Annotated in this window: 21 protein-coding genes and 1 other RNA gene; 4 read left to right on the top strand and 18 right to left on the bottom strand. The window is 58.1% G+C overall.

Annotated features, from left to right (window positions below):
* The 8 genes from PFH44_RS13895 to PFH44_RS13930 all read right to left on the bottom strand — a co-directional run.
* Positions 1 to 712 (bottom strand): SDR family oxidoreductase (locus tag PFH44_RS13895; protein WP_283825281.1); only part of this gene is annotated, 712 nt, incomplete at its 3' end.
* Between the two features lie 60 nt (positions 713 to 772).
* Positions 773 to 3,646 carry an aminomethyl-transferring glycine dehydrogenase gene (gcvP, locus tag PFH44_RS13900; protein ID WP_045857143.1) on the bottom strand — a complete coding sequence of 958 codons (2,874 nt, stop codon included), beginning with the start codon at positions 3,644 to 3,646 and terminating at the stop codon, positions 773 to 775.
* Positions 3,647 to 3,820: 174 nt separating this feature from the next.
* Positions 3,821 to 4,210 (bottom strand): glycine cleavage system protein GcvH, encoded by a 390-nt coding sequence (gene gcvH / locus PFH44_RS13905; protein ID WP_041147156.1) that lies wholly within the window; start codon positions 4,208 to 4,210, stop codon positions 3,821 to 3,823.
* A 23-nt stretch (positions 4,211 to 4,233) separates the two neighbouring features.
* Positions 4,234 to 5,328 carry a glycine cleavage system aminomethyltransferase GcvT gene (gene gcvT / locus PFH44_RS13910; RefSeq protein ID WP_283825282.1) on the bottom strand — a complete coding sequence of 365 codons (1,095 nt, stop codon included), beginning with the start codon at positions 5,326 to 5,328 and terminating at the stop codon, positions 4,234 to 4,236.
* 421 nt (positions 5,329 to 5,749) lie between these two features.
* Complete coding sequence (gene ubiI / locus PFH44_RS13915) at positions 5,750 to 6,952, bottom strand: FAD-dependent 2-octaprenylphenol hydroxylase (RefSeq protein ID WP_041147158.1); 1,203 nt, start codon at positions 6,950 to 6,952, stop codon at positions 5,750 to 5,752.
* Positions 6,953 to 6,962: 10 nt separating this feature from the next.
* The gene (ubiH, locus tag PFH44_RS13920; protein WP_283825283.1) at positions 6,963 to 8,141 is read right to left on the bottom strand and encodes a 2-octaprenyl-6-methoxyphenyl hydroxylase; all 1,179 of its coding nucleotides are present in this window, start codon (positions 8,139 to 8,141) and stop codon (positions 6,963 to 6,965) included.
* Positions 8,138 to 9,454 (bottom strand): Xaa-Pro aminopeptidase, encoded by a 1,317-nt coding sequence (gene pepP, locus PFH44_RS13925; RefSeq protein WP_045857140.1) that lies wholly within the window; start codon positions 9,452 to 9,454, stop codon positions 8,138 to 8,140. The genes ubiH and pepP overlap by 4 nt, the downstream gene beginning before the upstream one ends.
* Positions 9,455 to 9,477: 23 nt before the next feature.
* Positions 9,478 to 10,056 (bottom strand): YecA/YgfB family protein, encoded by a 579-nt coding sequence (locus PFH44_RS13930; protein ID WP_123551966.1) that lies wholly within the window; start codon positions 10,054 to 10,056, stop codon positions 9,478 to 9,480.
* A 166-nt stretch (positions 10,057 to 10,222) separates the two neighbouring features.
* On the opposite strand from PFH44_RS13930, the gene zapA reads away from it, so the two are divergent.
* The 3 genes from zapA (at position 10,223) to PFH44_RS13945 (ending at position 11,502) form a co-directional block, all read left to right on the top strand.
* The gene (gene zapA, locus PFH44_RS13935; protein WP_041147162.1) at positions 10,223 to 10,552 is read left to right on the top strand and encodes a cell division protein ZapA; all 330 of its coding nucleotides are present in this window, start codon (positions 10,223 to 10,225) and stop codon (positions 10,550 to 10,552) included.
* 41 nt (positions 10,553 to 10,593) lie between these two features.
* A non-coding RNA gene (gene ssrS, locus PFH44_RS13940) (6S RNA) lies at positions 10,594 to 10,777 on the top strand.
* Between the two features lie 125 nt (positions 10,778 to 10,902).
* A complete protein-coding gene (locus PFH44_RS13945; protein ID WP_283825284.1) occupies positions 10,903 to 11,502 on the top strand; it encodes a 5-formyltetrahydrofolate cyclo-ligase in 600 nt (199 codons plus the stop codon).
* Between the two features lies 1 nt (position 11,503).
* Here PFH44_RS13945 and PFH44_RS13950 read toward each other — a convergent pair whose 3' ends face one another.
* The 3 genes from PFH44_RS13950 to rpiA form a co-directional block, all read right to left on the bottom strand.
* Positions 11,504 to 12,115 carry a DUF2238 domain-containing protein gene (locus tag PFH44_RS13950; RefSeq protein ID WP_045857135.1) on the bottom strand — a complete coding sequence of 204 codons (612 nt, stop codon included), beginning with the start codon at positions 12,113 to 12,115 and terminating at the stop codon, positions 11,504 to 11,506.
* A 37-nt stretch (positions 12,116 to 12,152) separates the two neighbouring features.
* A complete protein-coding gene (gene serA / locus PFH44_RS13955; protein WP_045857132.1) occupies positions 12,153 to 13,385 on the bottom strand; it encodes a phosphoglycerate dehydrogenase in 1,233 nt (410 codons plus the stop codon).
* A gap of 269 nt (positions 13,386 to 13,654) precedes the next feature.
* Positions 13,655 to 14,314 (bottom strand): ribose-5-phosphate isomerase RpiA, encoded by a 660-nt coding sequence (gene rpiA / locus PFH44_RS13960; protein ID WP_045857130.1) that lies wholly within the window; start codon positions 14,312 to 14,314, stop codon positions 13,655 to 13,657.
* Between the two features lie 167 nt (positions 14,315 to 14,481).
* Between rpiA and argP the strand changes: the two genes are divergently transcribed.
* Positions 14,482 to 15,375, top strand: a complete 894-nt coding sequence (argP, locus tag PFH44_RS13965) for a DNA-binding transcriptional regulator ArgP (protein ID WP_041147167.1) — start codon at positions 14,482 to 14,484, stop codon at positions 15,373 to 15,375.
* A 53-nt stretch (positions 15,376 to 15,428) separates the two neighbouring features.
* On the opposite strand, the gene PFH44_RS13970 is transcribed toward argP, so the two are convergent.
* The 7 genes from PFH44_RS13970 to PFH44_RS14000 form a co-directional block, all read right to left on the bottom strand.
* The gene (locus PFH44_RS13970) at positions 15,429 to 16,187 is read right to left on the bottom strand and encodes an oxidative stress defense protein (protein WP_041147168.1); all 759 of its coding nucleotides are present in this window, start codon (positions 16,185 to 16,187) and stop codon (positions 15,429 to 15,431) included.
* Positions 16,188 to 16,270: 83 nt separating this feature from the next.
* Positions 16,271 to 16,912, bottom strand: coding sequence for an arginine exporter ArgO (gene argO / locus PFH44_RS13975; protein ID WP_045857126.1), 642 nt, complete (start codon positions 16,910 to 16,912; stop codon positions 16,271 to 16,273).
* 155 nt (positions 16,913 to 17,067) lie between these two features.
* A complete protein-coding gene (gene mscS, locus PFH44_RS13980; RefSeq protein WP_041147170.1) occupies positions 17,068 to 17,925 on the bottom strand; it encodes a small-conductance mechanosensitive channel MscS in 858 nt (285 codons plus the stop codon).
* A gap of 188 nt (positions 17,926 to 18,113) precedes the next feature.
* Positions 18,114 to 19,193, bottom strand: a complete 1,080-nt coding sequence (gene fbaA / locus PFH44_RS13985; RefSeq protein ID WP_045857123.1) for a class II fructose-bisphosphate aldolase — start codon at positions 19,191 to 19,193, stop codon at positions 18,114 to 18,116.
* A 202-nt stretch (positions 19,194 to 19,395) separates the two neighbouring features.
* Entirely contained in the window at positions 19,396 to 20,559 is a 1,164-nt protein-coding gene (pgk, locus tag PFH44_RS13990; protein WP_045857121.1) for a phosphoglycerate kinase, read from the bottom strand.
* Positions 20,560 to 20,607: 48 nt separating this feature from the next.
* The gene (epd, locus tag PFH44_RS13995; protein WP_283825285.1) at positions 20,608 to 21,627 is read right to left on the bottom strand and encodes an erythrose-4-phosphate dehydrogenase; all 1,020 of its coding nucleotides are present in this window, start codon (positions 21,625 to 21,627) and stop codon (positions 20,608 to 20,610) included.
* 326 nt (positions 21,628 to 21,953) lie between these two features.
* Positions 21,954 to 22,137: transketolase-like TK C-terminal-containing protein (locus tag PFH44_RS14000; RefSeq protein ID WP_463671549.1), on the bottom strand; the 184-nt coding region annotated here is incomplete at its 5' end.

Consider the following 22,137-nt stretch of genomic DNA (forward strand, 5'->3'; position numbering starts at 1 on the left):
CGGTGACGTAGGAGGCTTTATCGCTCAGCAGCCAGGCGATCGCCTGGGCGACCTCTTCCGGCTGCCCGCCGCGCTGCATCGGCAGCATCGACTTCACGCGATCGACTCGTCCTGGCTCTCCGCCAGACGCATGCATTTCGGTATAAATCAGGCCCGGACGCACGCAGTTGACGCGAATCCCCTGCGCCGCCACCTCAAGCGCCAGCCCCGTCGTCAGCGTATCGACCGCGCCTTTGGAAGCTGCATAATCGACATACTCGAACGGCGCACCCAGGCGCGATGCAGCGGAAGAGACGTTCACAATCGCGCCGCCTTTCCCGCCGTGCTTATGAGACATTCGCTTTACCGCCTCGCGACAGCAGAGGAAATAGCCGGTGACGTTGGTGCTCAGCACCCGGTTAATCCGCTCGGCGCTCAGGTCTTCGACAGCGCTCTGGGTAAACAGAATGCCGGCATTATTGACCAGCGCGCTCAGGGGTTCGCCAAGGCGGTCGATGCCGGCAAACATCGCCATCACCTGCGCTTCGTCGCTGATATCCGCGCGCAGCGCGATAGCCTTGCCGCCCCGGGCAATAATCTCATTCACCACTTCCGTCGCCGCCTTCACGTTGTGATGGTAATTCACCGCCACGGTATAGCCTTCCTGCGCCAGCAGCAGCGCCGTCGCCCTGCCAATTCCGCGGCTCGCGCCGCTAATCAATGCCACCGTCATCGCATTCTCCCAAAAAATAAAGGCGCCGCAGCGCCTTTAAAAGATAGTCTAATCAGCTAATTACTGATATTCGCTCATCGGTACGCAGGAGCAGAACAGGTTACGGTCGCCGTAAACATCGTCCAGACGCTTCACCGTCGGCCAGTATTTATTCGCCAGGCCTGCCGGGAACACCGCCAGCTCGCGGGTGTACGGATGGCTCCACTCCGCAACCAGCTCGCCCTGGGTGTGCGGCGCGTTCACCAGCGGGTTATCCGCCAGCGGCCACTCGCCCGCTTTCACGCGCTCAATTTCGCCGCGGATCGCCAGCATCGCCTCGATAAAGCGGTCCAGCTCAACCTTGCTTTCCGATTCGGTCGGCTCAACCATCAGCGTACCGGCCACCGGGAAGGACATGGTCGGCGCGTGGAAACCAAAGTCGATCAGACGCTTGGCAATGTCCAGCTCGCTGATGCCGGTCTCTTCCTTCAGCGGACGAATATCCAGAATGCATTCGTGCGCCACGCGGCCGTCGCGGCCGGTATAGAGCACCGGGAAAGCCTCTTTCAGGCGCGTCGCGATGTAGTTAGCGTTGAGGATAGCCACCTGGCTGGCCTGCTTCAGTCCTTCCGCGCCCATCATGCGGATATACATCCAGCTGATAGGTAAAATGGAGGCGCTGCCGAACGGTGCCGCGGAAACCGCGCCCTGACGGGTCAGCATGCCTTCAATTTGCACCACGCTGTGGCCCGGAACGAACGGGGCCAGGTGCGCCTTCACGCCGATTGGGCCCATGCCAGGGCCGCCGCCGCCGTGCGGAATGCAGAAGGTTTTGTGCAGGTTAAGGTGCGACACGTCCGCGCCGATAAAGCCCGGAGAGGTGATCCCCACCTGCGCATTCATGTTCGCGCCGTCGAGGTAAACCTGGCCGCCGAACTGATGCACAATCTCGCACACTTCGCGGATGGTCTCTTCATACACGCCGTGCGTCGACGGGTAGGTCACCATGATGCAGGAGAGATTTTCCCCCGCCTGCTCTGCCTTAAGGCGCAGATCGGCGAGATCGATGTTGCCGTTTTTATCGCAGGCCACGACCACCACCTGCATCCCTGCCATCTGCGCGGATGCCGGGTTGGTGCCGTGCGCCGAGCTTGGGATCAGGCAGATATCGCGATGGCCTTCATTGCGGCTCTCGTGGTAATGACGGATAGCCAGCAGGCCCGCATATTCTCCCTGGGCGCCGGAGTTCGGCTGCATGCACACGGCGTCGTAGCCGGTCAGCTTCACCAGCCAGTCGGAGAGCTGGGCGATCATCTGATGATAACCTTCCGCCTGCTCTGCCGGGCAGAACGGGTGCAGCTCGGCAAACTCAGGCCAGGTGATCGGGATCATTTCCGCCGCGGCGTTGAGCTTCATGGTGCAGGATCCCAGCGGGATCATCGCCTGATTCAGCGCCAGATCTTTACGCTCCAGCGAGTGCATATAGCGCATCATCTCGGTTTCGCTGTGGTAGCGATTAAACACCGGGTGGGTCAGGATCGCATCGTCGCGCAGCATGTTGGCCGGGATCGAACGGCTATCGAGCGCAACGTCTTTGTCCAGGGTATCGATATCCAGCCCGTGCGCCTCGCCAACGATCGCGCGGAACAGGTTCAGCACGTCTTCGCGGGTGGTCGCTTCATCGAGGGTGATACCGACCGCGTTGTGAATGTCGCTGCGCAGGTTAATTTCCAGCGCCTCGGCGCGCGCCAGCACCGCGGCTTTATCGGCAACGTCAACGCAGAGGGTGTCAAAGTAGTGCGCGTGACGCAGCTTGAGCCCTTTCTTCTGCAGGCCATCGGCGAGAATATCCGTCAGGCGATGGATGCGGCTGGCGATACGCTTCAGGCCAGCGGGTCCGTGGAAGACCGCATACAGGCTGGCGATATTGGCCAGCAGCACCTGGGAAGTACAAATATTGGAGTTCGCTTTCTCGCGGCGGATATGCTGCTCGCGGGTCTGCATCGCCATGCGCAGCGCGGTGTTGCCGGCGGCATCTTTCGATACGCCGATAATACGGCCGGGCATGGAGCGTTTGAATTCATCTTTTGCCGCGAAGAAGGCCGCGTGCGGACCGCCGTAGCCCATCGGCACGCCGAAACGCTGGGCGGAACCGAAGACGATATCGGCGCCCTGCTTGCCCGGCGCGGTCAGCAGCACCAGGGTCATAAAGTCGGCCGCCACGCTCACCACGACCTTGCGCGCTTTAAGCTCGGCAATCAGGCCTGAGTAATCGTGCACTTCGCCGGTCGTACCGACCTGCTGCAGCAGCACGCCGAAAACGTCCTGATGATCGAGCGCTTTGTCCGCGTCATCGACAATGACGTCAAAGCCGAAGGTTTCCGCGCGGGTGCGGACCACGTCCAGGGTTTGCGGGTGCACGTCGGCAGCCACAAAGAAGCGGTTCGCGTTCTTGAGCTTGCTGACGCGCTTCGCCATCGCCATCGCTTCCGCGCCGGCGGTTGCTTCATCCAGCAGCGAGGCAGAGGCGATATCCAGCCCGGTCAGATCGAGCGTAACCTGCTGGAAGTTGAGCAGCGATTCGAGGCGACCCTGCGATACTTCCGGCTGATAAGGGGTATACGCGGTATACCAGCCCGGGTTTTCCAGCATATTGCGCTGAATAACCGGCGGCAGCTGCACGGCGGTGTAGCCCATGCCGATGTAAGACTTAAAGCGCTTGTTACGCCCGGCAATTGCCTTCAGCTCCGCGAGCGCGGCGAATTCCGTCGTCGCATCACCGACCTGCGGCGGCGTTGCCAGCTGAATATCCTGCGGCACAATCTGGCCAATCAGGGCGTTAAGCGAATCGGCGCCAACGGTATTCAGCATCTCCTGCTGTTGCTGAGCATCCGGACCGATGTGACGTTCAATAAAGGCGCCGCGGTTTTCAAGCTGACCTAAAGTCTGAGTCATGAGCGATGGTTCCTGAAACGTGCAGTGAATCGTAATTGTCTGACTGGTTTGCCCGATTGAGCGCGCATGCTCACCGGGCCTTTCTACGCAAAACCGTTCACGCGGCTGGCAGCGACGCCAGCGGACGAATTAGCCGGGAAGCTAACGCGCCCGCCGCGTGAAGGATGGACGTAGCTACTCGTCTTCTAACAGCGCGGCATAAGCCGTCGCGTCCAGCAGCGCCGCGACCTGAGCTTCATCGCTGGCTTTGATTTTGAAGATCCAGCCGTCGGCGTACGGATCGCTGTTAATCAGCTCTGGGGAGTCATTCAGCTCTTCGTTCACCGCCACGATCTCGCCGCTAATCGGAGCATAGATATCCGAGGCCGCTTTTACCGACTCCGCAACGGCGCAGTCATCGCCGGCTTCCACCGCCGCGCCGACTTCCGGCAGATCGACGAAAACCATATCGCCAAGCAGCTCCTGCGCGTGTTCGGTGATGCCAACGGTGTAGGTGCCGTCAGCCTCTTTGCGCAGCCACTCGTGTTCTTTACTGTATTTCAGTTCTGCTGGTACGTTGCTCATCAATTCATCTCCAAAAGGGGGAATCACGCAACGGCTTTGCCGTTACGCACAAAAACGGGTTTAGTCACTTTTACCGGCATTTCGCGGTTACGGATTTGTACGACAGCCGTTTCACCGATGCCCGCCGGCACGCGTGCCAGTGCAATACTGTAGCCCAGCGTCGGGGAGAACGTCCCGCTGGTGATAATGCCCTCTTGCTGATTACCATCAGCATCGGTAAAGCGCACCGGCAGACCGCCGCGCAGTACGCCCTTCTCGGTCATCACCAGACCAACCAGCTGCTCGGTGCCTTTTTCGCGCTGCAGCTCCAGCGCTTCGCGACCGATAAAGCTGCGATCGGCAGGTTCCCAGGCGATGGTCCAGCCCATATTCGCCGCCAGCGGGGAGACGCCTTCGTCCATCTCCTGGCCGTACAGATTCATCCCGGCTTCCAGGCGCAGCGTATCGCGAGCGCCGAGGCCACAGGGCTTCACGCCCGCGTCCAGCAGGCTGCGCCAGAAATCGGCGGCCTGCTCTTTCGGCAGCGCAATCTCGTAGCCCGCTTCGCCGGTATAGCCGGTGGTAGCGATAAATAAATCTCCCGCCTGCACGCCAAAGAACGGCTTCATGCCGGCAACGGCCTGGCGCTGCTGCTCGTTAAACAGGGTGGCGGCCTTCTCTTTCGCCTGCGGGCCCTGAACGGCGATCAGCGACAGATCGTCGCGCACGGTTATCTCCAGGCCATAGGGCTCAGCCTGCTGGCCGATCCAGGCGAGGTCTTTTTCGCGCGTCGCGGAGTTAACAACAAGGCGGAAATAGTCTTCCGTCAGGAAATAGACAATCAGGTCATCGATAACGCCCGCCGAAGCGGTCAGCATTCCGCTGTATAGCGCTTTGCCTGGGATGGTGAGCTTCGCCACATCGTTAGCCAGCAGATAGCGCAGGAACTCGCGCACCCGGCTCCCGTGGAAGTCGACGATGGTCATGTGCGAGACGTCGAACATGCCGGCATCGCTGCGCACCGCGTGGTGTTCATCAATCTGGGAACCGTAATGCAGCGGCATCATCCAGCCATGGAAGTCCACCATGCGAGCACCGCACAGCGTGTGTTGTTCATACAACGGAGTCTGTTGAGCCATCTTTTCCTCGTCGAATAAAACGGAACCAGCTACTTTTTTGCGGCGATTTCGCCCCGCGAAATCCGGCGTCGAGGCCCTTCACCGGCACCGACGCAAACGTTATCTTTTGCCTGAACTTACCACCGAAACCGGCGCTAAACCATAAGGTAAATCAGGACATCACATTAGCTTATGACCAAAACTCGCCAAAAATCCTACAGAATTATTGACTGTAAAAAAGCGATTAATGCCACATAAAATTAACATAACCGCCGAACAAAGCAGGTCATGATGGTATTTTATGCGAAAAAATGGGCCTATTTTCTTTAACAAAAAAAGAGAGACATTAATAAAACTAATGCGAAAAAATGGGTGAGATTAGATTATTTCAAATGAGAGGGGAAAACCCGGCGCGAGGCCGGGTGAGAGAAGTGTGACGAGCTTAACGTAACCAGCCAGGAAGGTCGTTCAGCCCCATCGCCTGACGAATCAGCTGCGGCTTGACGCCCGGCAGCGTATCGGCAAGCTTGAGGCCGATATCGCGCAGCAGCTTCTTCGCCGGATGGCTGCCGGCAAACATTTCGCGAAAGCCCTGCATTCCCGCCAGCATCAGCGCGGCGCTGTGCTTGCGGCTGCGCTCATAGCGGCGGAGGTACAGATGCTGGCCGATATCCTTGCCCTGAGCGTGCAGGCGCCTGAGCTCATCGATAAGCTCTGCGGCATCCATAAAGCCCAGGTTCACCCCCTGCCCGGCCAGCGGGTGGATGGTGTGGGCGGCGTCGCCAACCAGCGCCAGACGATGGGCGGCAAACTGCCGCGCGTAGCGGCCGGTCAGCGGGAAAACTTCGCGCTCGCTCTCAATCTGGCACAGGCCAAGGCGGTTATCGAAGGCGATATTCAGCGCCTGATTAAACGTCGCCTCGTCCGCCTGCTGCATCTGCTCCGCTTCCTGCGGCGGTAGCGACCAGACGATCGAACACAGGTGCGGATCGCTGAGCGGCAGGAAGGCGAGGATACCGTCGCCGTGGAAGGCCTGGCGCGCGATGGCCCGATGCGGCTCCGCGGTGCGGATGGTGGCCACCAGCGCGTGATGGCGATAGTCCCAGAAGGTCAGCGGAATATCGGCCTTGTTGCGCAACCACGAGTTGGCACCGTCGGCGCCGACCACCAGCCGGGCGGTGAGCATGCTGCCGTCCTGCAGGCTAAGGAAGGCTTCGTTCTCCCCCCATGCGACCTGCTGCAGCTGCGCCGGGGCCAGCAGCGTAACGTCAGAGCAGCGCTGCGCCTTTTGCCACAGCGCGTGGTGAACGACCGCGTTTTCAATAATGTGTCCGAGGTGGCTGAAGCCCAGGCTTTGGTCATCGAAGCTGATGTGGCCAAAGCTGTCTTTATCCCACACTTCCATCCCGTGATAGCAGCTGGCGCGGCGGGCGATAATGGCTGGCCAGACGTCAAGCTTGCTCAGGAGCTTCTCGCTGGCGGCGTTAATCGCTGAGACCCGCAGCGCTGGCCGCGCATCGGCGCTCAGCGGCTGTGGCTCAGCCTGCTCAAGGACGGCGACGCGCAGCCCGCTGCCCTGCAATCCGCAGGCCACCGCCAGCCCCACCATGCCACCGCCCACAATGGCAACATCAACACTTTGCACGTTCAACTCCTTAACGGGGGACCCAACCGAGGGTACGCTGCGCCAGCGCATCGCGCGCCGGAGTAAATAATTCCATCGCCATCAGGCCGAGGTTGCGCCCCGCAACCAGCGGCGCCCAACGGTTGGCAAACAGATGAACCAGGCCATCGGTCACGCCGATAGTCGCGGACTTATCGTCCGCTCGCCGCGCCTGATACTGCTCAAGCAAGGCGTAATCGCCGGGATCGCGCCCGCTGGCACCGGCCTCGGCCACAATTTCAGCCAGGCTCATCACATCGCGCAGGCCGAGGTTAAACCCCTGGCCGGCAATGGGATGCAGCGTCTGCGCCGCGTTGCCGACCAGCGCCAGGCGATGGGAAACGGCGCGGCTGGCGGTGGTTAACGCCAGCGGATAAACGCTGCGCGCCCCGGCGTGGGTAATCCGCCCCAGCCGCCAGCCAAACGCCTGCTGCAGCTCGCGGCAAAAACATTCGTCCGACCAGCTCAGGACGTCGTCATAGCGGGAGTGAGGGTGGCACCACACCAGCGAACAGCGGCCCTGCGACATCGGCAGCATCGCCAGGGGGCCGTGCTCGGTAAACCGCTCAAAGGCGCGCCCCTCGTGGGGCAAAGCGGTGCTGACGTTGGCAATAATCGCCAGCTGTTGGTAGGGCTGCTGCTGCCAGCTGATACCGCAGCGGGCGCCAATCGTCGAGCGCGATCCGTCCGCCGCCACCAGCAGCCTGCCGTCGATCGTTTCGCCGCTGTCCAGGGTGATGCTGACGCCCTCCTCCCAGCGGCTGACGTTCTCTACTTTTGCCGGACAGTGCAGGGTAATACCCGGCGCCTCGCGCAGTTGCGCAAACAGGCGCTGGCCAATATCGTGCAGCTCAACGACCTGGCCCAGCGCCGCCAGGCCATAGTCCTGAGCGTCCAGCGTGACGAATCCCGCATGGCCGCGGTCGCTGACGTGCACGCGCTGGATCGGCGTCGCGCAGTCGGCGATCTCCTGCCAGATACCGACGCGCGCCAGCTGCTGGCAGGTGCCTGCCGCCAGCGCAATCGCCCTGCCGTCAAATCCTGGATGCTTCGATGATTCCGGCGCCGCCGCTTCTACCAGATGGACCGGCAGCGCGCCGTCGGTCAGCCGGGAGATAGCCAGAGCCAGGGTCGCGCCGGTCATGCCGCCGCCAACGATCAGCACGCTCATGAGCGTTGCGCCGTCGCCATCAGCGCTTCGATATCGTCAGCGCGTTTCACCACCCCGGCGGTGAGATTTTCATTGCCGTCAGCAGTGATCACAATATCGTCTTCGATGCGGATACCGATACCGCGATACTGCGGCGGCACGTCGGCATCGGTGGCAATATACAGCCCCGGCTCAACGGTCAGCACCATGCCCGGCTCGAGAACCCGGGAACGGTCGACATCGTAGTTTCCGACATCATGCACGTCCAGCCCCAGCCAGTGGCTCAGGCCGTGCATAAAGAACGGGCGGTGCGCATTGTTAGCCAGCAGCTCGTCAACGTCCCCTTTAAGAATGCCGAGGCGCAGCAGGCCAACGACCATTATCCGCACGACTTCCTGATTAACCTCCTGAATAGAAGTGCCAGGGCGGTAGAGCGTCAGCGCGGTTTCCAGCGATTCGAGGACAATGTCATAAATTTCGCGCTGGGCCGGGCTAAATTTGCCGTTAACCGGGAAGGTGCGGGTAATATCGCCCGCATAGCCGCGGTATTCGCAGCCGGCATCGATCAGCACCAGATCGCCATCGCGCAGCTCGCACTCGTTTTCGGTGTAATGCAGAATGCAGCCGTTGTCGCCGCCGCCAACGATGGTGTTATAGGAAGGGAAGCGGGCGCCGTGACGGTTGAATTCGTGGAGAATTTCGCCTTCCAGCTGGTATTCGAACATCCCCGGCTGGCACTTTTCCATCGCCCGGGTGTGGGCCAGGGCGGAGATCTCTCCGGCGCGGCGCAGCACCTCCAGCTCTTCTGGCGATTTGAACAGGCGCATCTCATGCACTATCGGCCGCCAGTCGATGACGGAATTTGGCGCCTGCAGGTTCTGGCGCGAGCCCTTACGCAGCTTCTCCAGCGCCGTGAAGACGATTTTATCGGCGTAGGCATATTCGCCCTGCGCAAAATAGATGGCGTCAAGGCCGTTCAGCAGCTGGAACAGCTGCTGGTTAATTTCGCTGAACGCCAGGGCGCGGTCGACGCCGAGCTTCGCGGGCGCGGCGTCCTGCCCGAGGCGACGACCGAACCAGATCTCTGCCGTCAGATCGCGGACGCGGTTAAACAGCACGCTGTGGTTATGGGTTTCGTCGCTTTTAATCAGCACCAGCAAGGCTTCAGGCTCATTGAAGCCGGTGAAGTACCAAAAATCGCTGTTCTGCCGGTAGGGATATTCTGAATCTGCGCTGCGTACCGCTTCCGGTGCGGCGAAAATAAGCGCCGCGCTGCCCGGCTGCATCTGCGCTAACAGCGCCTGGCGACGAGAAAGAAATTCCTGCTGTGTCATGACGCCCCCTCAACAAATCGTAATTAGTGTAGTGTCGGCTTGCGTACTTCCGGTGCGGTTGGCTGCTGGCGCGAGAAGTTTTCGTGGCACAGCAGCGCGGCAACGCGTACGTACTCGATAATCTCTTCTAACGACATCTCCAGCTCTTCCTGGTCTTCGTCTTCGTCGTAGCCCAGCTGCGCAATGTTGCGCAGATCGTCGATGGCTTCGCCGGTTTCATCTTTGACCTTATCCAGCTTCGGCTGAGTCACACCAAGGCCTAGCAGGAAGTGGTTAACCCAACCGGCCAGCGCATCGGCGCGTTCAAACACGGTCACGTTCTCCCCTTCCGGCAGATAGAGCTGGAACAGAAAGCCATCGTCTTCCAGCGAGTCGCTGGTCGCGGAATGCATGTTGCGCAGAGACTGCGCCAGCTCGTGGCCGAATGCGAGACCTTCGTTCGTCAGGTCGTGCACCAGCGGCTGCCAGCTGCTGTCTTTATTACCGCCGCACAGGATCCCGCTGATCAAACCGTGCATTTCGGCCGGGGTTAAGCCCACGCCCTGTTGGTTCAGTAACTGGTCTACGGCGTTGTAACCAGGCATTTCGTTCTGTATAGACATGCGCATTCGTCATCGTTGGGAGGAATATTCATGATATGCTACCACTTTGGACCCTGGTGAACCAGAATAGGGCTTGTACCTTCGCATCAGGGTAGCTATAGTGTCGCCCCTTCGTAGCCCCGGGTATGGGCGTGAAGGCCGCGCAGTCAATCAGCAGGAAGGTGGCATGTCTGCACAACCCGTCGATCTCCAAATTTTTGGCCGTTCACTTCGCGTGAATTGCCCGCCTGAACAAAGGGATGCCTTGAGTCAGGCAGCTGATGACCTGAATCAGCGGTTGCAAGATTTAAAAGAACGCACTAGAGTCACAAATACTGAGCAGCTGGTCTTCATCGCCGCGTTGAACATCAGCTATGAGTTAACTCAGGAAAAAGCGAAAACCCGCGACTACGCCTCCAGTATGGAACAGCGTATTCGGATGCTTCAGCAGACCATCGAACAAGCGTTGCTTGAGCAAGGTCGCATAAGCGAAAGAACCGGGCCAAAGTTTGAATAACACTTTGCAATTAACTGTGTTAGAGTAATCGCAAGAACAAAATTTCTCTGAGATGTTTGCAAGCGGGCCAGTCCCCTGAGCCGATATTTCATACCACAAGAATGTGGCGCTCCACGGTTGGTGAGCATGCTCGGTTCGTCCGAGAAGCCTTAAAACTGTGACGACGCATTCACCTTGAACCAAGGGTTCAAGGGTTACAGCCTGCGGCGGCATCTCGGAGATTCCCTTCTTTTAGCGCTTCATTTCGCACCACTTCAGATTCAGCATTACACCTACTCTGTATTACACTACGCCTACATGCATAACCGGCTCACGTCGTGACGTGATAATGCCAGATCAGGCGATCTTTCATGACCCAAATTTCTGATACCCGCTCAACCCGACAGCAGATTCGCCAGCACATCCGCCAGCTTCGACGCGCGCTGACGCCTGAACAGCAGGCCAGTTTTGCCGCGCTGGGTGCGAACCGCATGATGGCCTATCCGCCGGTGACCCTCGCGCGAACCGTGGCGCTGTTTCTTTCCTTCGACGGCGAGCTGGATACCCAGCCGCTGATTGAGCAGCTGTGGCGGGCGGGAAAACGCGTCTATCTCCCCGTGCTCCACCCTTTCAGCCCGGGAAACCTGCTGTTTTTACACTACCATCCGCAAAGCGAACTGGTGATAAACCGCCTGAAAATTCACGAGCCAAAGCTCGACGTGCACGACGTGCTGCCGCTGTCCCAGCTGGACGTGCTGATTACGCCGCTGGTGGCCTTCGATGCGCTCGGCCAGCGCCTGGGAATGGGCGGGGGATTTTACGACAGGACGCTGCAAAACTGGCGCCAGTATCCTCTGCTGCCCGTCGGCTACGCCCACGATTGCCAGCAGGTTGACCTACTGCCGACGGAGCAGTGGGATATCCCGCTGCCCGCGGTGATCACGCCCTCAAAGCTGTGGCAGTGGGCGTAGGTTATTGGTAGCCGAGCGTCTTCAGCTGCCGGTTATGCCGGCCGCTTAGCAGGAAGAGAGTCGCCAATGCCCCCAGCAGCGCGCAGAACATATCCGACTGGGTGTCCCACGGGTCGCCCTGGGTGCCGAGAAAATCGTCCGCCCCCTGCCCCATCGCCAGCGCCGCCCACCATTCAATCAGCTCGTAGGTCGCGCTGATCGCCAGCGCGATGCAGCAGACCAGAAATGACAGCATCTTGCGCCCGCGGACGTAGCCGCCGCGAATAAGAATTTCCCGCGCCGCCAGCGCCGGCACCAGCCCCTGAAAAAAGTGGCCGAGCTTATCGTACGGATTGCGGCTTAGATTCAGCCACGCCTGCACGTCAAAGCCAATCGGTACTTTGGCGTAGGTATACATCCCACCCACCATCAGAATGATGGCGTGAAAGAAGATAAGCGTGTACAGGAGCGGGGTGAGCGGATAGCGCGAACGCGTCGCCAGCAGCAGCGGAACGATGATAATGACCGGCGTCACTTCCATCAGCCACGTCAGGCGGTCGTGCGTCCCCCATCCCGTCCATGCAAGGATCAGCAGCAGGAGGAGAACGCCGGTATTCAATAGTGATTTATGCATAGGTTAAAGGGATCCCCGCAGGGATCCTCGATGTGAATCAGAACAACAGACGCGCGCGGATGGTGCCCGGAATCGCCTTCATTGCCAGCAGCGCCTGCTGCGCTACATCCTCTTCGGCTTCAATATCGATAACCACGTAGCCCATCTGCGGGGTGGTTTGTAGATACTGCGCCGCGATGTTGATGCTCTGAGCGGCAAAGATCTGGTTGATGGCGGTCAGCACGCCGGGACGGTTCTCGTGAATATGCAGCAGACGGCGGCCGCCGTGCAGCGGCAGCGACACTTCCGGGAAGTTAACCGCGGAAAGGGTTGAGCCGTTGTCGGAGTACTTCGCCAGCTTGCCCGCCACTTCCAGACCGATATTTTCCTGCGCTTCCTGGGTTGAGCCCCCGATATGCGGCGTCAGGATCACGTTGTCAAACTCGCACAGCGGCGAGGTGAACGGATCGCTGTTGGTGGCCGGTTCGGTCGGGAAGACGTCAATGGCCGCGCCTGCCAGGTGCTTGCTCGCCAGCGCATCGCAGAGGGCCGGGATATCGACCACGGTACCGCGAGAGGCGTTGATCAGCAGCGCGCCAGGCTTCATCAGCGCCAGCTCTTCCGCGCCCATCATATTTTTGGTGGAGGCATTTTCCGGCACGTGCAGGCTCACCACGTCGCTCATGTTCAGCAGGTCGGAGAGATGCTGCACCTGGGTGGCGTTACCAAGCGTAAGTTTACTTTCAATATCATAGAAATAGACGTGCATCCCCAGCGATTCGGCCAAAATGCCCAGCTGCGTGCCGATATGGCCATAGCCGATAATACCGAGCTTTTTGCCGCGCGCTTCAAAGCTGCCGACCGCCAGTTTGTTCCACACGCCGCGGTGCGCTTTGGCGTTCGCTTCAGGGACGCCGCGCAGCATCAGCAGCAGCTCGCCAATGACCAGTTCGGCAACGGAGCGGGTGTTAGAAAACGGGGCGTTAAAGACGGGGATGCCGCGTTTTGCCGCCGCGTCCAAATCGACCTGGTTAGTACCGATGCAGAAGCAGCCAACGGCGACCAGCTTTTCTGCGGCAGCGAAAATCTCTTCCGTCAGGTGAGTACGGGAGCGCAGGCCAATGAAATGGGCATCACGGATTGATGCTTTCAGCGCTTCGCTATCGAGCGCGCCTTTGTGAAATTCAATGTTGGTATAGCCTGCAGCGCGGAGGTTATCCACCGCCTTTTGATGCACACCTTCAACCAGCAGAAACTTAATCTTGTCTTTTTCCAGTGATACCTTAGCCATTTCCCCGTCCTGTTTTTGTCTTATCTGATGTCGTGTGGAACGACACTTCATCCCAGCAACATATCAAAAAAAACTATCGCAGCAATATGAACGTTTGCGTCGACGTCCTGAAGAAATATCACACAGAGGGAAATAGCAGGACAAAAAACCAGAAAGGGAAAGAAAGGTAGATTGTTACTCAGGCTAGTTGCATAAATGTGACAGAAGTCACCAAATTCAGCCTGGAGAAAAAATATTTGCGAGGGAGCGATTCGCTCCCCCCGAACGGATTATTTTACGATGGTTTTAACGCCATCGGCGGTGCCGATCAGCGCGACATCGGCGCCACGGTTGGCGAACAGACCCACCGTCACGACGCCAGGAATACCGTTAATGGCATTTTCCAGCGCGATGGCGTCGAGGATCTCGAGGCCGAAAACATCGAGAATGACGTTACCGTTGTCGGTAATCACGCCCTGACGGTACTCCGGGCGGCCGCCCAGCTTCACCAGCTCGCGCGCCACGGCGCTACGAGCCATAGGAATAACTTCTACCGGCAGCGGGAATTTGCCGAGGATATCGACCTGCTTGGAGGCGTCGGCGATGCAGATAAACTTGTCCGCAACCGAGGCGATAATCTTCTCGCGGGTGAGCGCCGCGCCGCCGCCTTTAATCATCTGCATATGGCCGTTGATCTCATCCGCACCGTCCACGTAAATCCCTAAACGGTCGACGCTATTGAGATCGAAAACCGGAATGCCCAGGCTCTTCAGCTTTTCGGTGGAGGCATCGGAGCTGGAAACGGCACCCTCAATCTGCCCTTTCATTGTACCCAGCGCATCAATAAAATGCGCGGCCGTGGAGCCGGTGCCGACACCCACGATGGTGCCCGGCTGAACATACTGCAATGCCGCCCAGCCTACTGCTTTTTTCAGTTCATCTTGCGTCATGATTATGGTCCGAGATGTGAATACCTGAGGCGCATTATAGAACATCGGGGGTGTTATTGTCCCTGCGACGGGGATCACACATCTGAGCAGACTATTTTCGTCTTCATCAAAAAGAAATTTATGTCATAGTGCAAGTTAATGAAAAGTTATGGGGGTACGCCAGAACAATGAAACGACCGGACTACAGAACACTACAAGCGCTGGACGCGGTGATAAGAGAACGTGGGTTTGAGCGCGCCGCGCAGAAGCTATGCATTACACAGTCCGCCGTCTCTCAGCGTATTAAACAGCTGGAAAACATGTTCGGCCAGCCGCTGCTGGTGCGTACCGTACCGCCGCGTCCTACCGAGCAGGGGCAGAAGCTGCTGGCCCTGCTGCGCCAGGTTGAGCTGCTGGAAGAGGAGTGGCTGGGCGATGAGCAAACCGGCTCGACGCCGCTGCTGCTGTCGCTGGCGGTGAACGCCGACAGTCTGGCGACCTGGCTGCTGCCGGCGCTCTCCAGCGTGCTTTCCGACTCCCCTATTCGCCTGAACCTGCAGGTGGAAGACGAAACCCGCACCCAGGAGCGCCTGCGTCGCGGCGAAGTGGTCGGGGCGGTCAGTATCCAGCCGCAGGCGCTGCCAAGCTGCCTGGTCGATCAGCTCGGGGCGCTGGACTACCTGTTTGTCGCCTCGAAAGAGTTTGCGCAACGCTATTTTCCCAACGGCGTAACCCGCTCGGCGCTGCTCAAAGCGCCGGTAGTCGCCTTCGATCATCTCGACGACATGCATCAGGCGTTTTTGCAGCAGAACTTCGATCTGCCGCCGGGCAGCGTGCCTTGCCATATCGTTAACTCATCGGAAGCCTTTGTGCAGCTCGCCCGTCAGGGCACCACCTGCTGTATGATCCCGCATCTGCAGATCGAAAAAGAGCTGAACAGCGGCGAGCTTATCGATTTAACGCCGGGCCTGTTCCAGCGCCGGATGCTCTACTGGCATCGCTTCGCGCCGGAAAGCCGGATGATGCGCCGGGTCACCGATGCGCTGATTGCTTACGGGCACAAGGTGTTGCGCCAGGACTAAACCTCGGGCATAAAAAAAGCCCCTTCAGCTGAAGGGGCTTTTTTGCATCTGGCTTACTGCGCCGCGGCGGCCGGTTTCTCCGGCGCCGCCGGCTGAGCCGGCTGGGTTGGCTGCAGTTCAAAGACCACATCCACCTGATCGTCAAACTGGATCGTCGCCTGCTCGTAGGTTTCCTGGGCGGAAACCGGCGCGGCATCGGCGGCTTTCATCATGCGCACCATCGGGCTCGGCTGATAGTTCGAGACGTGGTAGCGAACGCTATAAACCGGGCCCAGCTTGCCGTGGAAGCCGGCAGCCAGCTCCTGCGCCTGGTGCACGGCGTCATCGATGGCCGCCTTACGCGCCTTATCTTTATAGGCATCCGGTTGCGCAACGCCCAGCGATACCGAGCGAACTTCGTTCAGGCCGGCCTTCAGCGCGCCGTCCAGCAGGCCGTTAAGCTTGTCCAGCTGACGCAGCGTCACTTCGACGGTGCGCACGGCACGGTAGCCCTTCAGGATGCTTTTACCGTTCTGGTAATCATAGTCAGGCTGGGTGCGCAGGTTCGCGGAGTTGATATCCTTCTTGGCAATGCCGTTCTTTTCCAGGAAAGAGAGGTATTGCGCAACGCGATCGTCGGCCTGCTTTTTCGCCGATGCGGCGTCTTTCGCGGCCACGTTGACTTCAATTGCCAGGGTCGCAATATCGGGCGCCGCAGCAACGCTGGCGGTACCCGAGGTCACAATGTGGGGGCCATTTGGCAATTCATTTGCCTGAGCTGCCATTGAGCTGAATCCGATTGCTGCCGCCAGGGCCATGAGCTTTAACTTCACTGTCGTTTCTCCATCTACATTGGTCGCCCATATACGGACGCATGCCAGCAAGCTTAACGCGTATAAGCGAAAAGTCCATCGGACTAAGCCTGGTTGAGCAGCGCCTGTACGTGTAAAAAGCCATCTTTCGCCAGCTGGACGGCGATCAGCCACATCACCAGGCCAACCAGCACGTTAATGATCCGCTGCGCCCGGGCGGTGCGCAAACGCGGCGCCAGCCAGGCCGCCAGCAGGGCCAGGCCGAAGAACCACAGGAACGAGGCGCTGATGGTGCCGAGCGCAAACCAGCGCTTCGGCTCAACCGCCAGCTGCCCGCCCAGGCTGCCGAGCACCACGAAGGTATCGAGATAGACGTGCGGGTTCAGCCAGGTAACCGCCAGCATGGTGACAATAATTTTCCACCGCCCCTGCTTCATCACCTCCGCGCTCGCCAGTTCCAGATTGTCGCTAAAAGCCGTTTTCAGCGCGCCGAAACCGTACCACAGCAGGAAGGCCACGCCGCCCCAGGTGACCAGCGCCAGCAGCCACGGCGACTGCATCAGCAGCGCGCTGCCGCCAAAAATACCGGCGCAGATCAGCAGCAGATCGCTAATCGCGCACAGCAGCGCAATCATCAGATGATACTGGCGGCGAATCCCCTGATTCATCACAAACGCATTCTGCGGGCCAAGCGGCAAAATCATAGCCGCTCCCAGGGCAAGCCCCTGAAAGTAATACGATAACATAGTGGTTTTTCCGATGAGGTCGTTAATGCAGGTGAATATAGCGCGAAGAAATCATTAGAGGAAATTGATAATATTAATCATTAATAAGCGATGCTAATAATGATGTTCTGCTAAAGGCCAGCGGGTGCTGGCCTTTATCGACTGCGGGTGCTGAACTACTCCGCCTGCTCCTGCGGACGGATCACGTGCACGTCCATCTGCGGGTACGGAAAGCTGATGCCGTTGGCGTCAAAGTCGCGCTTGATGCGCTCCAGAACATCCCAGTAAACGCTTTGCAGATCGCTGCTCTGGCTCCAGACGCGGATAACGTAGTTAACCGACGACGCGCCCAGCTCGTTGAGGCGTACGGTCCTTTCACGATCTTTCAGGATGCGCTCGTCGGATTCGATAATATTGGTCAGCAGCTGCTTCACCTTATCGATATCGGCATCGTAGGCAACGCCAATAATAAATTCGTTGCGGCGAACCGGTTCACGCGAAAAGTTAATGATGTTACCGGCAATGATTTTACCGTTCGGGATCACCACGATTTTGCCATCGGCAGTACGCATGGTGGTGGAGAAAATCTGCACGTTCAGCACGGTACCGGCCACGCCGCCGAGATCGACGTATTCACCCGCGCGGAACGGACGGAACATCACCAGCAGCACGCCGGCGGCGAGGTTAGACAGCGAGCCCTGCAGCGCCAGACCAACGGCTAAACCGGCGGCACCGAGTACGGCAATCACCGACGCCGTCTGCACGCCGACGCGGCCCAGGGCGGCAATCAGGGTAAAGGCGATAACGGCGTAGCGCACCAGCGCGGAAAGAAAATCGGCAACGGTGGCATCAATCTTACGCGCCAGCATCAGACGATTAACCGTGTTCGACACCATGCGCGCCACGATCATCCCGACGATAATAATCGCGATCGCCGCGACGATATTGACGGCATAGCTCAGGAGCAGCTCCTGATTACGCACCAGCCACGAGCTGGCGTTGTGTATGCTATCGGCAACGTTCAAATCTTCCATTTAACATTCCTTATAAATACCCGGGCGGGAAATAAAAAAACCAGGCCTGCAAAACGGCAGGTAGCTTAAGGGTAAACAATAAGCGCCTGTTTTGCCAAGTCGATCACAGTTTCCCCCGGTATATCCTTTTGCCTGGAAACGAAAAAGCCCGCAGTTAAGCGGGCTTCAGGGCAAGAAGCAGAATTTTCTTACAGAACGTCGATCGCGTTCAGCTCTTTAAATGCCTGCTCCAGACGAGTCACCATGGACGTCTGAGCAGCGCGCAGCCATACGCGCGGATCGTAGTATTTCTTGTTCGGCTGGTCTTCGCCTTTCGGGTTGCCCAGCTGGCCCTGCAGGTAAGCTTCGTTAGTTTTGTAGTACTGCAGGATACCGTCCCAGGTTGCCCATTGGGTGTCGGTATCGATGTTCATTTTGATCACGCCGTAGCTTACGGAGTCTTTGATTTCCTGAGCAGAAGAACCGGAACCGCCGTGGAAGACGAAGTTCAGGCTGTTGTGCGGCAGGTTATGTTTCTTAGAAACATATTCCTGAGAGTCGCGCAGGATAGTCGGGGTCAGAACCACGTTGCCCGGCTTGTACACGCCGTGCACGTTACCGAAGGAAGCAGCGATGGTGAAACGCGGGCTGATCTTGCTCAGTTCAGTGTACGCGTAATCAACGTCTTCCGGCTGAGTGTACAGCGCAGAAGCGTCCATGTGGCTGTTGTCCACGCCGTCTTCTTCGCCACCGGTGCAGCCCAGTTCGATTTCCAGGGTCATGTCCAGTTTGGCCATGCGCGCCAGATACTTAGAGCAGATCTCGATGTTTTCGTGCAGGGACTCTTCGGACAGGTCAATCATGTGAGAAGAGAACAGCGGTTTGCCGTGAGCGGCGAAGTGTTTTTCACCGGCGTCCAGCAGGCCGTCGATCCACGGCAGCAGTTTCTTAGCGCAGTGGTCGGTATGCAGAATAACCGGCACGCCGTAGTGTTCAGCCATCTGGTGAACGTGATGTGCACCGGAGATAGCGCCGAGAATTGCCGCACCCTGAGGAACGTCGGTTTTAACCGCTTTGCCAGCGATGAACGCCGCGCCGCCGTTAGAGAACTGAACGATAACCGGAGATTTAGCTTTTGCAGCTGCTTCCAGAACGGCGTTGATGGAGTCAGTACCCACACAGTTAACCGCTGGCAGTGCGAAGTTATTCTCTTTAGCTACCTGGAACACTTTCTGAACGTCATCACCAGTGATCACGCCAGGTTTTACAAAATCAAAAATTTTAGACATGTTACGTAGTCCTGTATCTTCGGCCGTTTCTGCTCGTCACAATTCGTGCTGCCGGTGCGTTGGCTTTCCTCGCTTACCGCCGCCGCTCACTTGCGTAAGCTACCGGGGTTCGCCGCGTCGCTGCCTTCCGGCAGCGCGAATTATTTAGAGCGACAATTGAATAGAATTTGAAAAACAGGCGGTGTTACCCGCCTGTACAAACTTACTTCTTAGCGCGCTCTTCGAGCATTGCTACTGCTGGCAGTACTTTGCCTTCCACGAATTCGAGGAACGCGCCGCCGCCAGTAGAGATGTAGGAAATTTTGTCCGAGATGCCAAACAGGTCAATTGCAGCCAGGGTATCGCCGCCGCCTGCAATAGAGAACGCTTCGCTGTCGGCGATGGCGTTAGCCACGATTTCAGTGCCTTTACGGAAGTTCGGGAACTCAAACACGCCGACCGGGCCGTTCCACAGAATGGTTTTGGCGTTTTTCAGGATCTCAGCCAGCTTCTGTGCAGAAACGTCGCCGAGGTCCAGAATCTGCTCTTCATCTTTGATGTCGTTAACAGATTTCAGGGTTGCGGTCGCCGTTTCGGAGAATTCAGTCGCCACGCGAACGTCGGTCGGAACCGGGATATCGCAGGTCGTCAGCAGGCGCTTGGCTTCGTCAACCAGGTCAGCTTCGTACAGGGATTTGCCCACGTTGTGGCCCTGAGCGGCAACGAAGGTGTTGGCAATGCCGCCGCCGACAATCAGCTGGTCAGCGATTTTAGACAGGGAGTCCAGAACGGTCAGCTTAGTGGAAACTTTAGAACCACCGACGATAGCCACCATCGGGCGAGCCGGCTCTTTCAGCGCTTTACCCAGCGCGTCCAGCTCGTCAGCCAGCAGAGGACCGGCGCAGGCTACGTCGGCAAATTTACCGATACCGTGGGTAGAAGCCTGGGCACGGTGAGCGGTACCGAAGGCATCCATAACGAACACGTCGCACAGCGCGGCGTATTTTTTAGACAGCGCTTCGTCGTCTTTCTTTTCGCCTTTGTTGAAGCGAACGTTTTCCAGAACAACCAGTTCACCGGCGGCAACTTCAACGCCGTCCAGGTAATCTTTAACCAGGCGAACCGGGCTGGAGAGCTTGTCTTTCAGGTAATTAACAACCGGCAGCAGAGAGAATTCTTCGTTGTACTCGCCTTCGGTCGGACGACCCAGGTGAGAAGTGACCATCACTTTAGCGCCCTGCTTCAGAGCCAGCTCAATGGTCGGCAGAGAAGCACGAATACGCGCGTCGCTGGTTACTTTACCGTCTTTAACTGGTACGTTCAGATCGGCACGGATAAAAACGCGTTTACCAGCCAGATCCAGATCGGTCATCTTAATTACAGACATGGTGAATCCTCTCGTTGATTCATAAAGTTTTGCAAGCGCTCACGCACTTTACCTGAAACCTTGAGCGGCCATTGCTAACGTCGTGTCGAGCATCCGGTTAGCAAAGCCCCATTCGTTATCGCACCAGACCAACGTTTTGATCAAATGCGCCCCACTCACCCGCGTCTGGGTGCCATCAACGATGGCGCTGTGCGGATCGTGGTTAAAATCTGTCGAGACTAACGGTAATTCCGTATAGTCAACTATACCATGAAATGTTCCCTGCGCTGCTTTTTGCAGCAACTGGTTGACTTCACTAGCCTTTACCGGTTTTTTTACCGTCACGCTCAGGTCGATCGCCGTCACATTTATCGTCGGTACGCGAACCGCAATCGCTTCAAAACGGTCGTTAAACTGAGGGAAAATACGTGCGATCCCCGCCGCAAGTTTAGTATCAACCGGAATAATTGACTGACTGGCCGCACGCGTACGGCGTAAATCCGGATGATAGGCGTCGATAACCTGCTGATCGTGCATGGCGGAGTGGATCGTCGTTACCGTCCCTGACTCAATGCCGTAGGCATCATCTAACAGCTTAATGACCGGAATAATGCAGTTGGTGGTGCAGGAGGCGTTGGAGACAATACGGTGCTCTGCACGTAGCTCATCATGGTTAACGCCGAACACGACGGTGGCATCGAGATCGTTACCGCCGGGATGCGAAAAGATAACCTTCTTCGCGCCAGCCTGAAGATGGGCTTCGCCATGCTCACGGCTGCCGTAAACCCCGGTACAATCAAGTACGATATCCACCGCCAGCTCTTGCCAGGGTAGCGCATCTATCGAAGCTTCGTGCAGCAGGCGAATGACGTCATCGCCAACGTAAAGCTGCTCCCGCTCCTGGCGAACGTCCCAGGCAAAGCGCCCATGGCTGGTGTCATATTTCAACAAATGCGCAATGCCCGCAGCATCCGCCAGCTCGTTGATTGCCACCACGGTAATTTCCGCACGACGCCCGGATTCATATAAAGCACGAACCACGTTGCGTCCTATGCGACCGAAGCCATTAATCGCAATGCGTATGGTCATAGGTCTCCTGCAAGGTTATCCCTGATGTGAGGTGGCTGACAGAGTAATCCAGCAACGCCCGGAGGGAAACCTTACCCGTCGCAAACTGCGACTGATTGATTAATTGTCGAACATTTAGACGACTGAAACGCTTCAGCTAGAATAAGCCAAACGCGGAATAAAAGGAATGCTTGTCCAGTATGAGAAGCACGTAATCTGACATACATCACATTTTCACTGGAATAATATGCAGCCTCGTGACGGGCGTCGGGAATAACGGCCACAAAAAAGCCGGGCGTTAGCCCGGCTCGTTCTTCTGATGCCGTCGCGGTGCGCGTTGCTCAGAACTACAGCAGCGCTTTCGCCTTAGCGACCACGTTCTCAACGGTGAAGCCAAACTCTTCAAACAGCAGCTCAGCCGGCGCGGACTCGCCGAAGCTGGTCATGCCGACGATGGCGCCGTTCAGACCCACGTATTTGAACCAGTAGTCGGCGATACCCGCTTCCACCGCCACGCGAGCCGAAACCCCT

This window comes from Klebsiella sp. Ech2A, assembly GCF_030078455.1.
Lineage (GTDB): Bacteria > Pseudomonadota > Gammaproteobacteria > Enterobacterales > Enterobacteriaceae > Klebsiella > Klebsiella terrigena.

Excerpts from the sequence above, each read along its gene's own strand:
- ubiH (WP_283825283.1), bottom strand. The coding sequence starts at position 8,141 with ATGAGCGTGCTGATCGTTGGCGGCGGCATGACCGGCGCGACCCTGGCT.
- epd (WP_283825285.1), bottom strand. The coding sequence starts at position 21,627 with ATGACCATACGCATTGCGATTAATGGCTTCGGTCGCATAGGACGCAAC.
- pepP (WP_045857140.1), bottom strand. The coding sequence starts at position 9,454 with ATGACACAGCAGGAATTTCTTTCTCGTCGCCAGGCGCTGTTAGCGCAG.
- rpiA (WP_045857130.1), bottom strand. The coding sequence starts at position 14,314 with ATGACGCAAGATGAACTGAAAAAAGCAGTAGGCTGGGCGGCATTGCAG.
- PFH44_RS13945 (WP_283825284.1), top strand. The coding sequence starts at position 10,903 with ATGACCCAAATTTCTGATACCCGCTCAACCCGACAGCAGATTCGCCAG.
- zapA (WP_041147162.1), top strand. The coding sequence starts at position 10,223 with ATGTCTGCACAACCCGTCGATCTCCAAATTTTTGGCCGTTCACTTCGC.
- gcvH (WP_041147156.1), bottom strand. The coding sequence starts at position 4,210 with ATGAGCAACGTACCAGCAGAACTGAAATACAGTAAAGAACACGAGTGG.
- fbaA (WP_045857123.1), bottom strand. The coding sequence starts at position 19,193 with ATGTCTAAAATTTTTGATTTTGTAAAACCTGGCGTGATCACTGGTGAT.
- PFH44_RS13950 (WP_045857135.1), bottom strand. The coding sequence starts at position 12,115 with ATGCATAAATCACTATTGAATACCGGCGTTCTCCTCCTGCTGCTGATC.
- argO (WP_045857126.1), bottom strand. The coding sequence starts at position 16,912 with ATGTTATCGTATTACTTTCAGGGGCTTGCCCTGGGAGCGGCTATGATT.
- PFH44_RS13930 (WP_123551966.1), bottom strand. The coding sequence starts at position 10,056 with ATGTCTATACAGAACGAAATGCCTGGTTACAACGCCGTAGACCAGTTA.
- serA (WP_045857132.1), bottom strand. The coding sequence starts at position 13,385 with ATGGCTAAGGTATCACTGGAAAAAGACAAGATTAAGTTTCTGCTGGTT.
- argP (WP_041147167.1), top strand. The coding sequence starts at position 14,482 with ATGAAACGACCGGACTACAGAACACTACAAGCGCTGGACGCGGTGATA.
- pgk (WP_045857121.1), bottom strand. The coding sequence starts at position 20,559 with ATGTCTGTAATTAAGATGACCGATCTGGATCTGGCTGGTAAACGCGTT.
- gcvT (WP_283825282.1), bottom strand. The coding sequence starts at position 5,328 with ATGGCTCAACAGACTCCGTTGTATGAACAACACACGCTGTGCGGTGCT.
- mscS (WP_041147170.1), bottom strand. The coding sequence starts at position 17,925 with ATGGAAGATTTGAACGTTGCCGATAGCATACACAACGCCAGCTCGTGG.
- gcvP (WP_045857143.1), bottom strand. The coding sequence starts at position 3,646 with ATGACTCAGACTTTAGGTCAGCTTGAAAACCGCGGCGCCTTTATTGAA.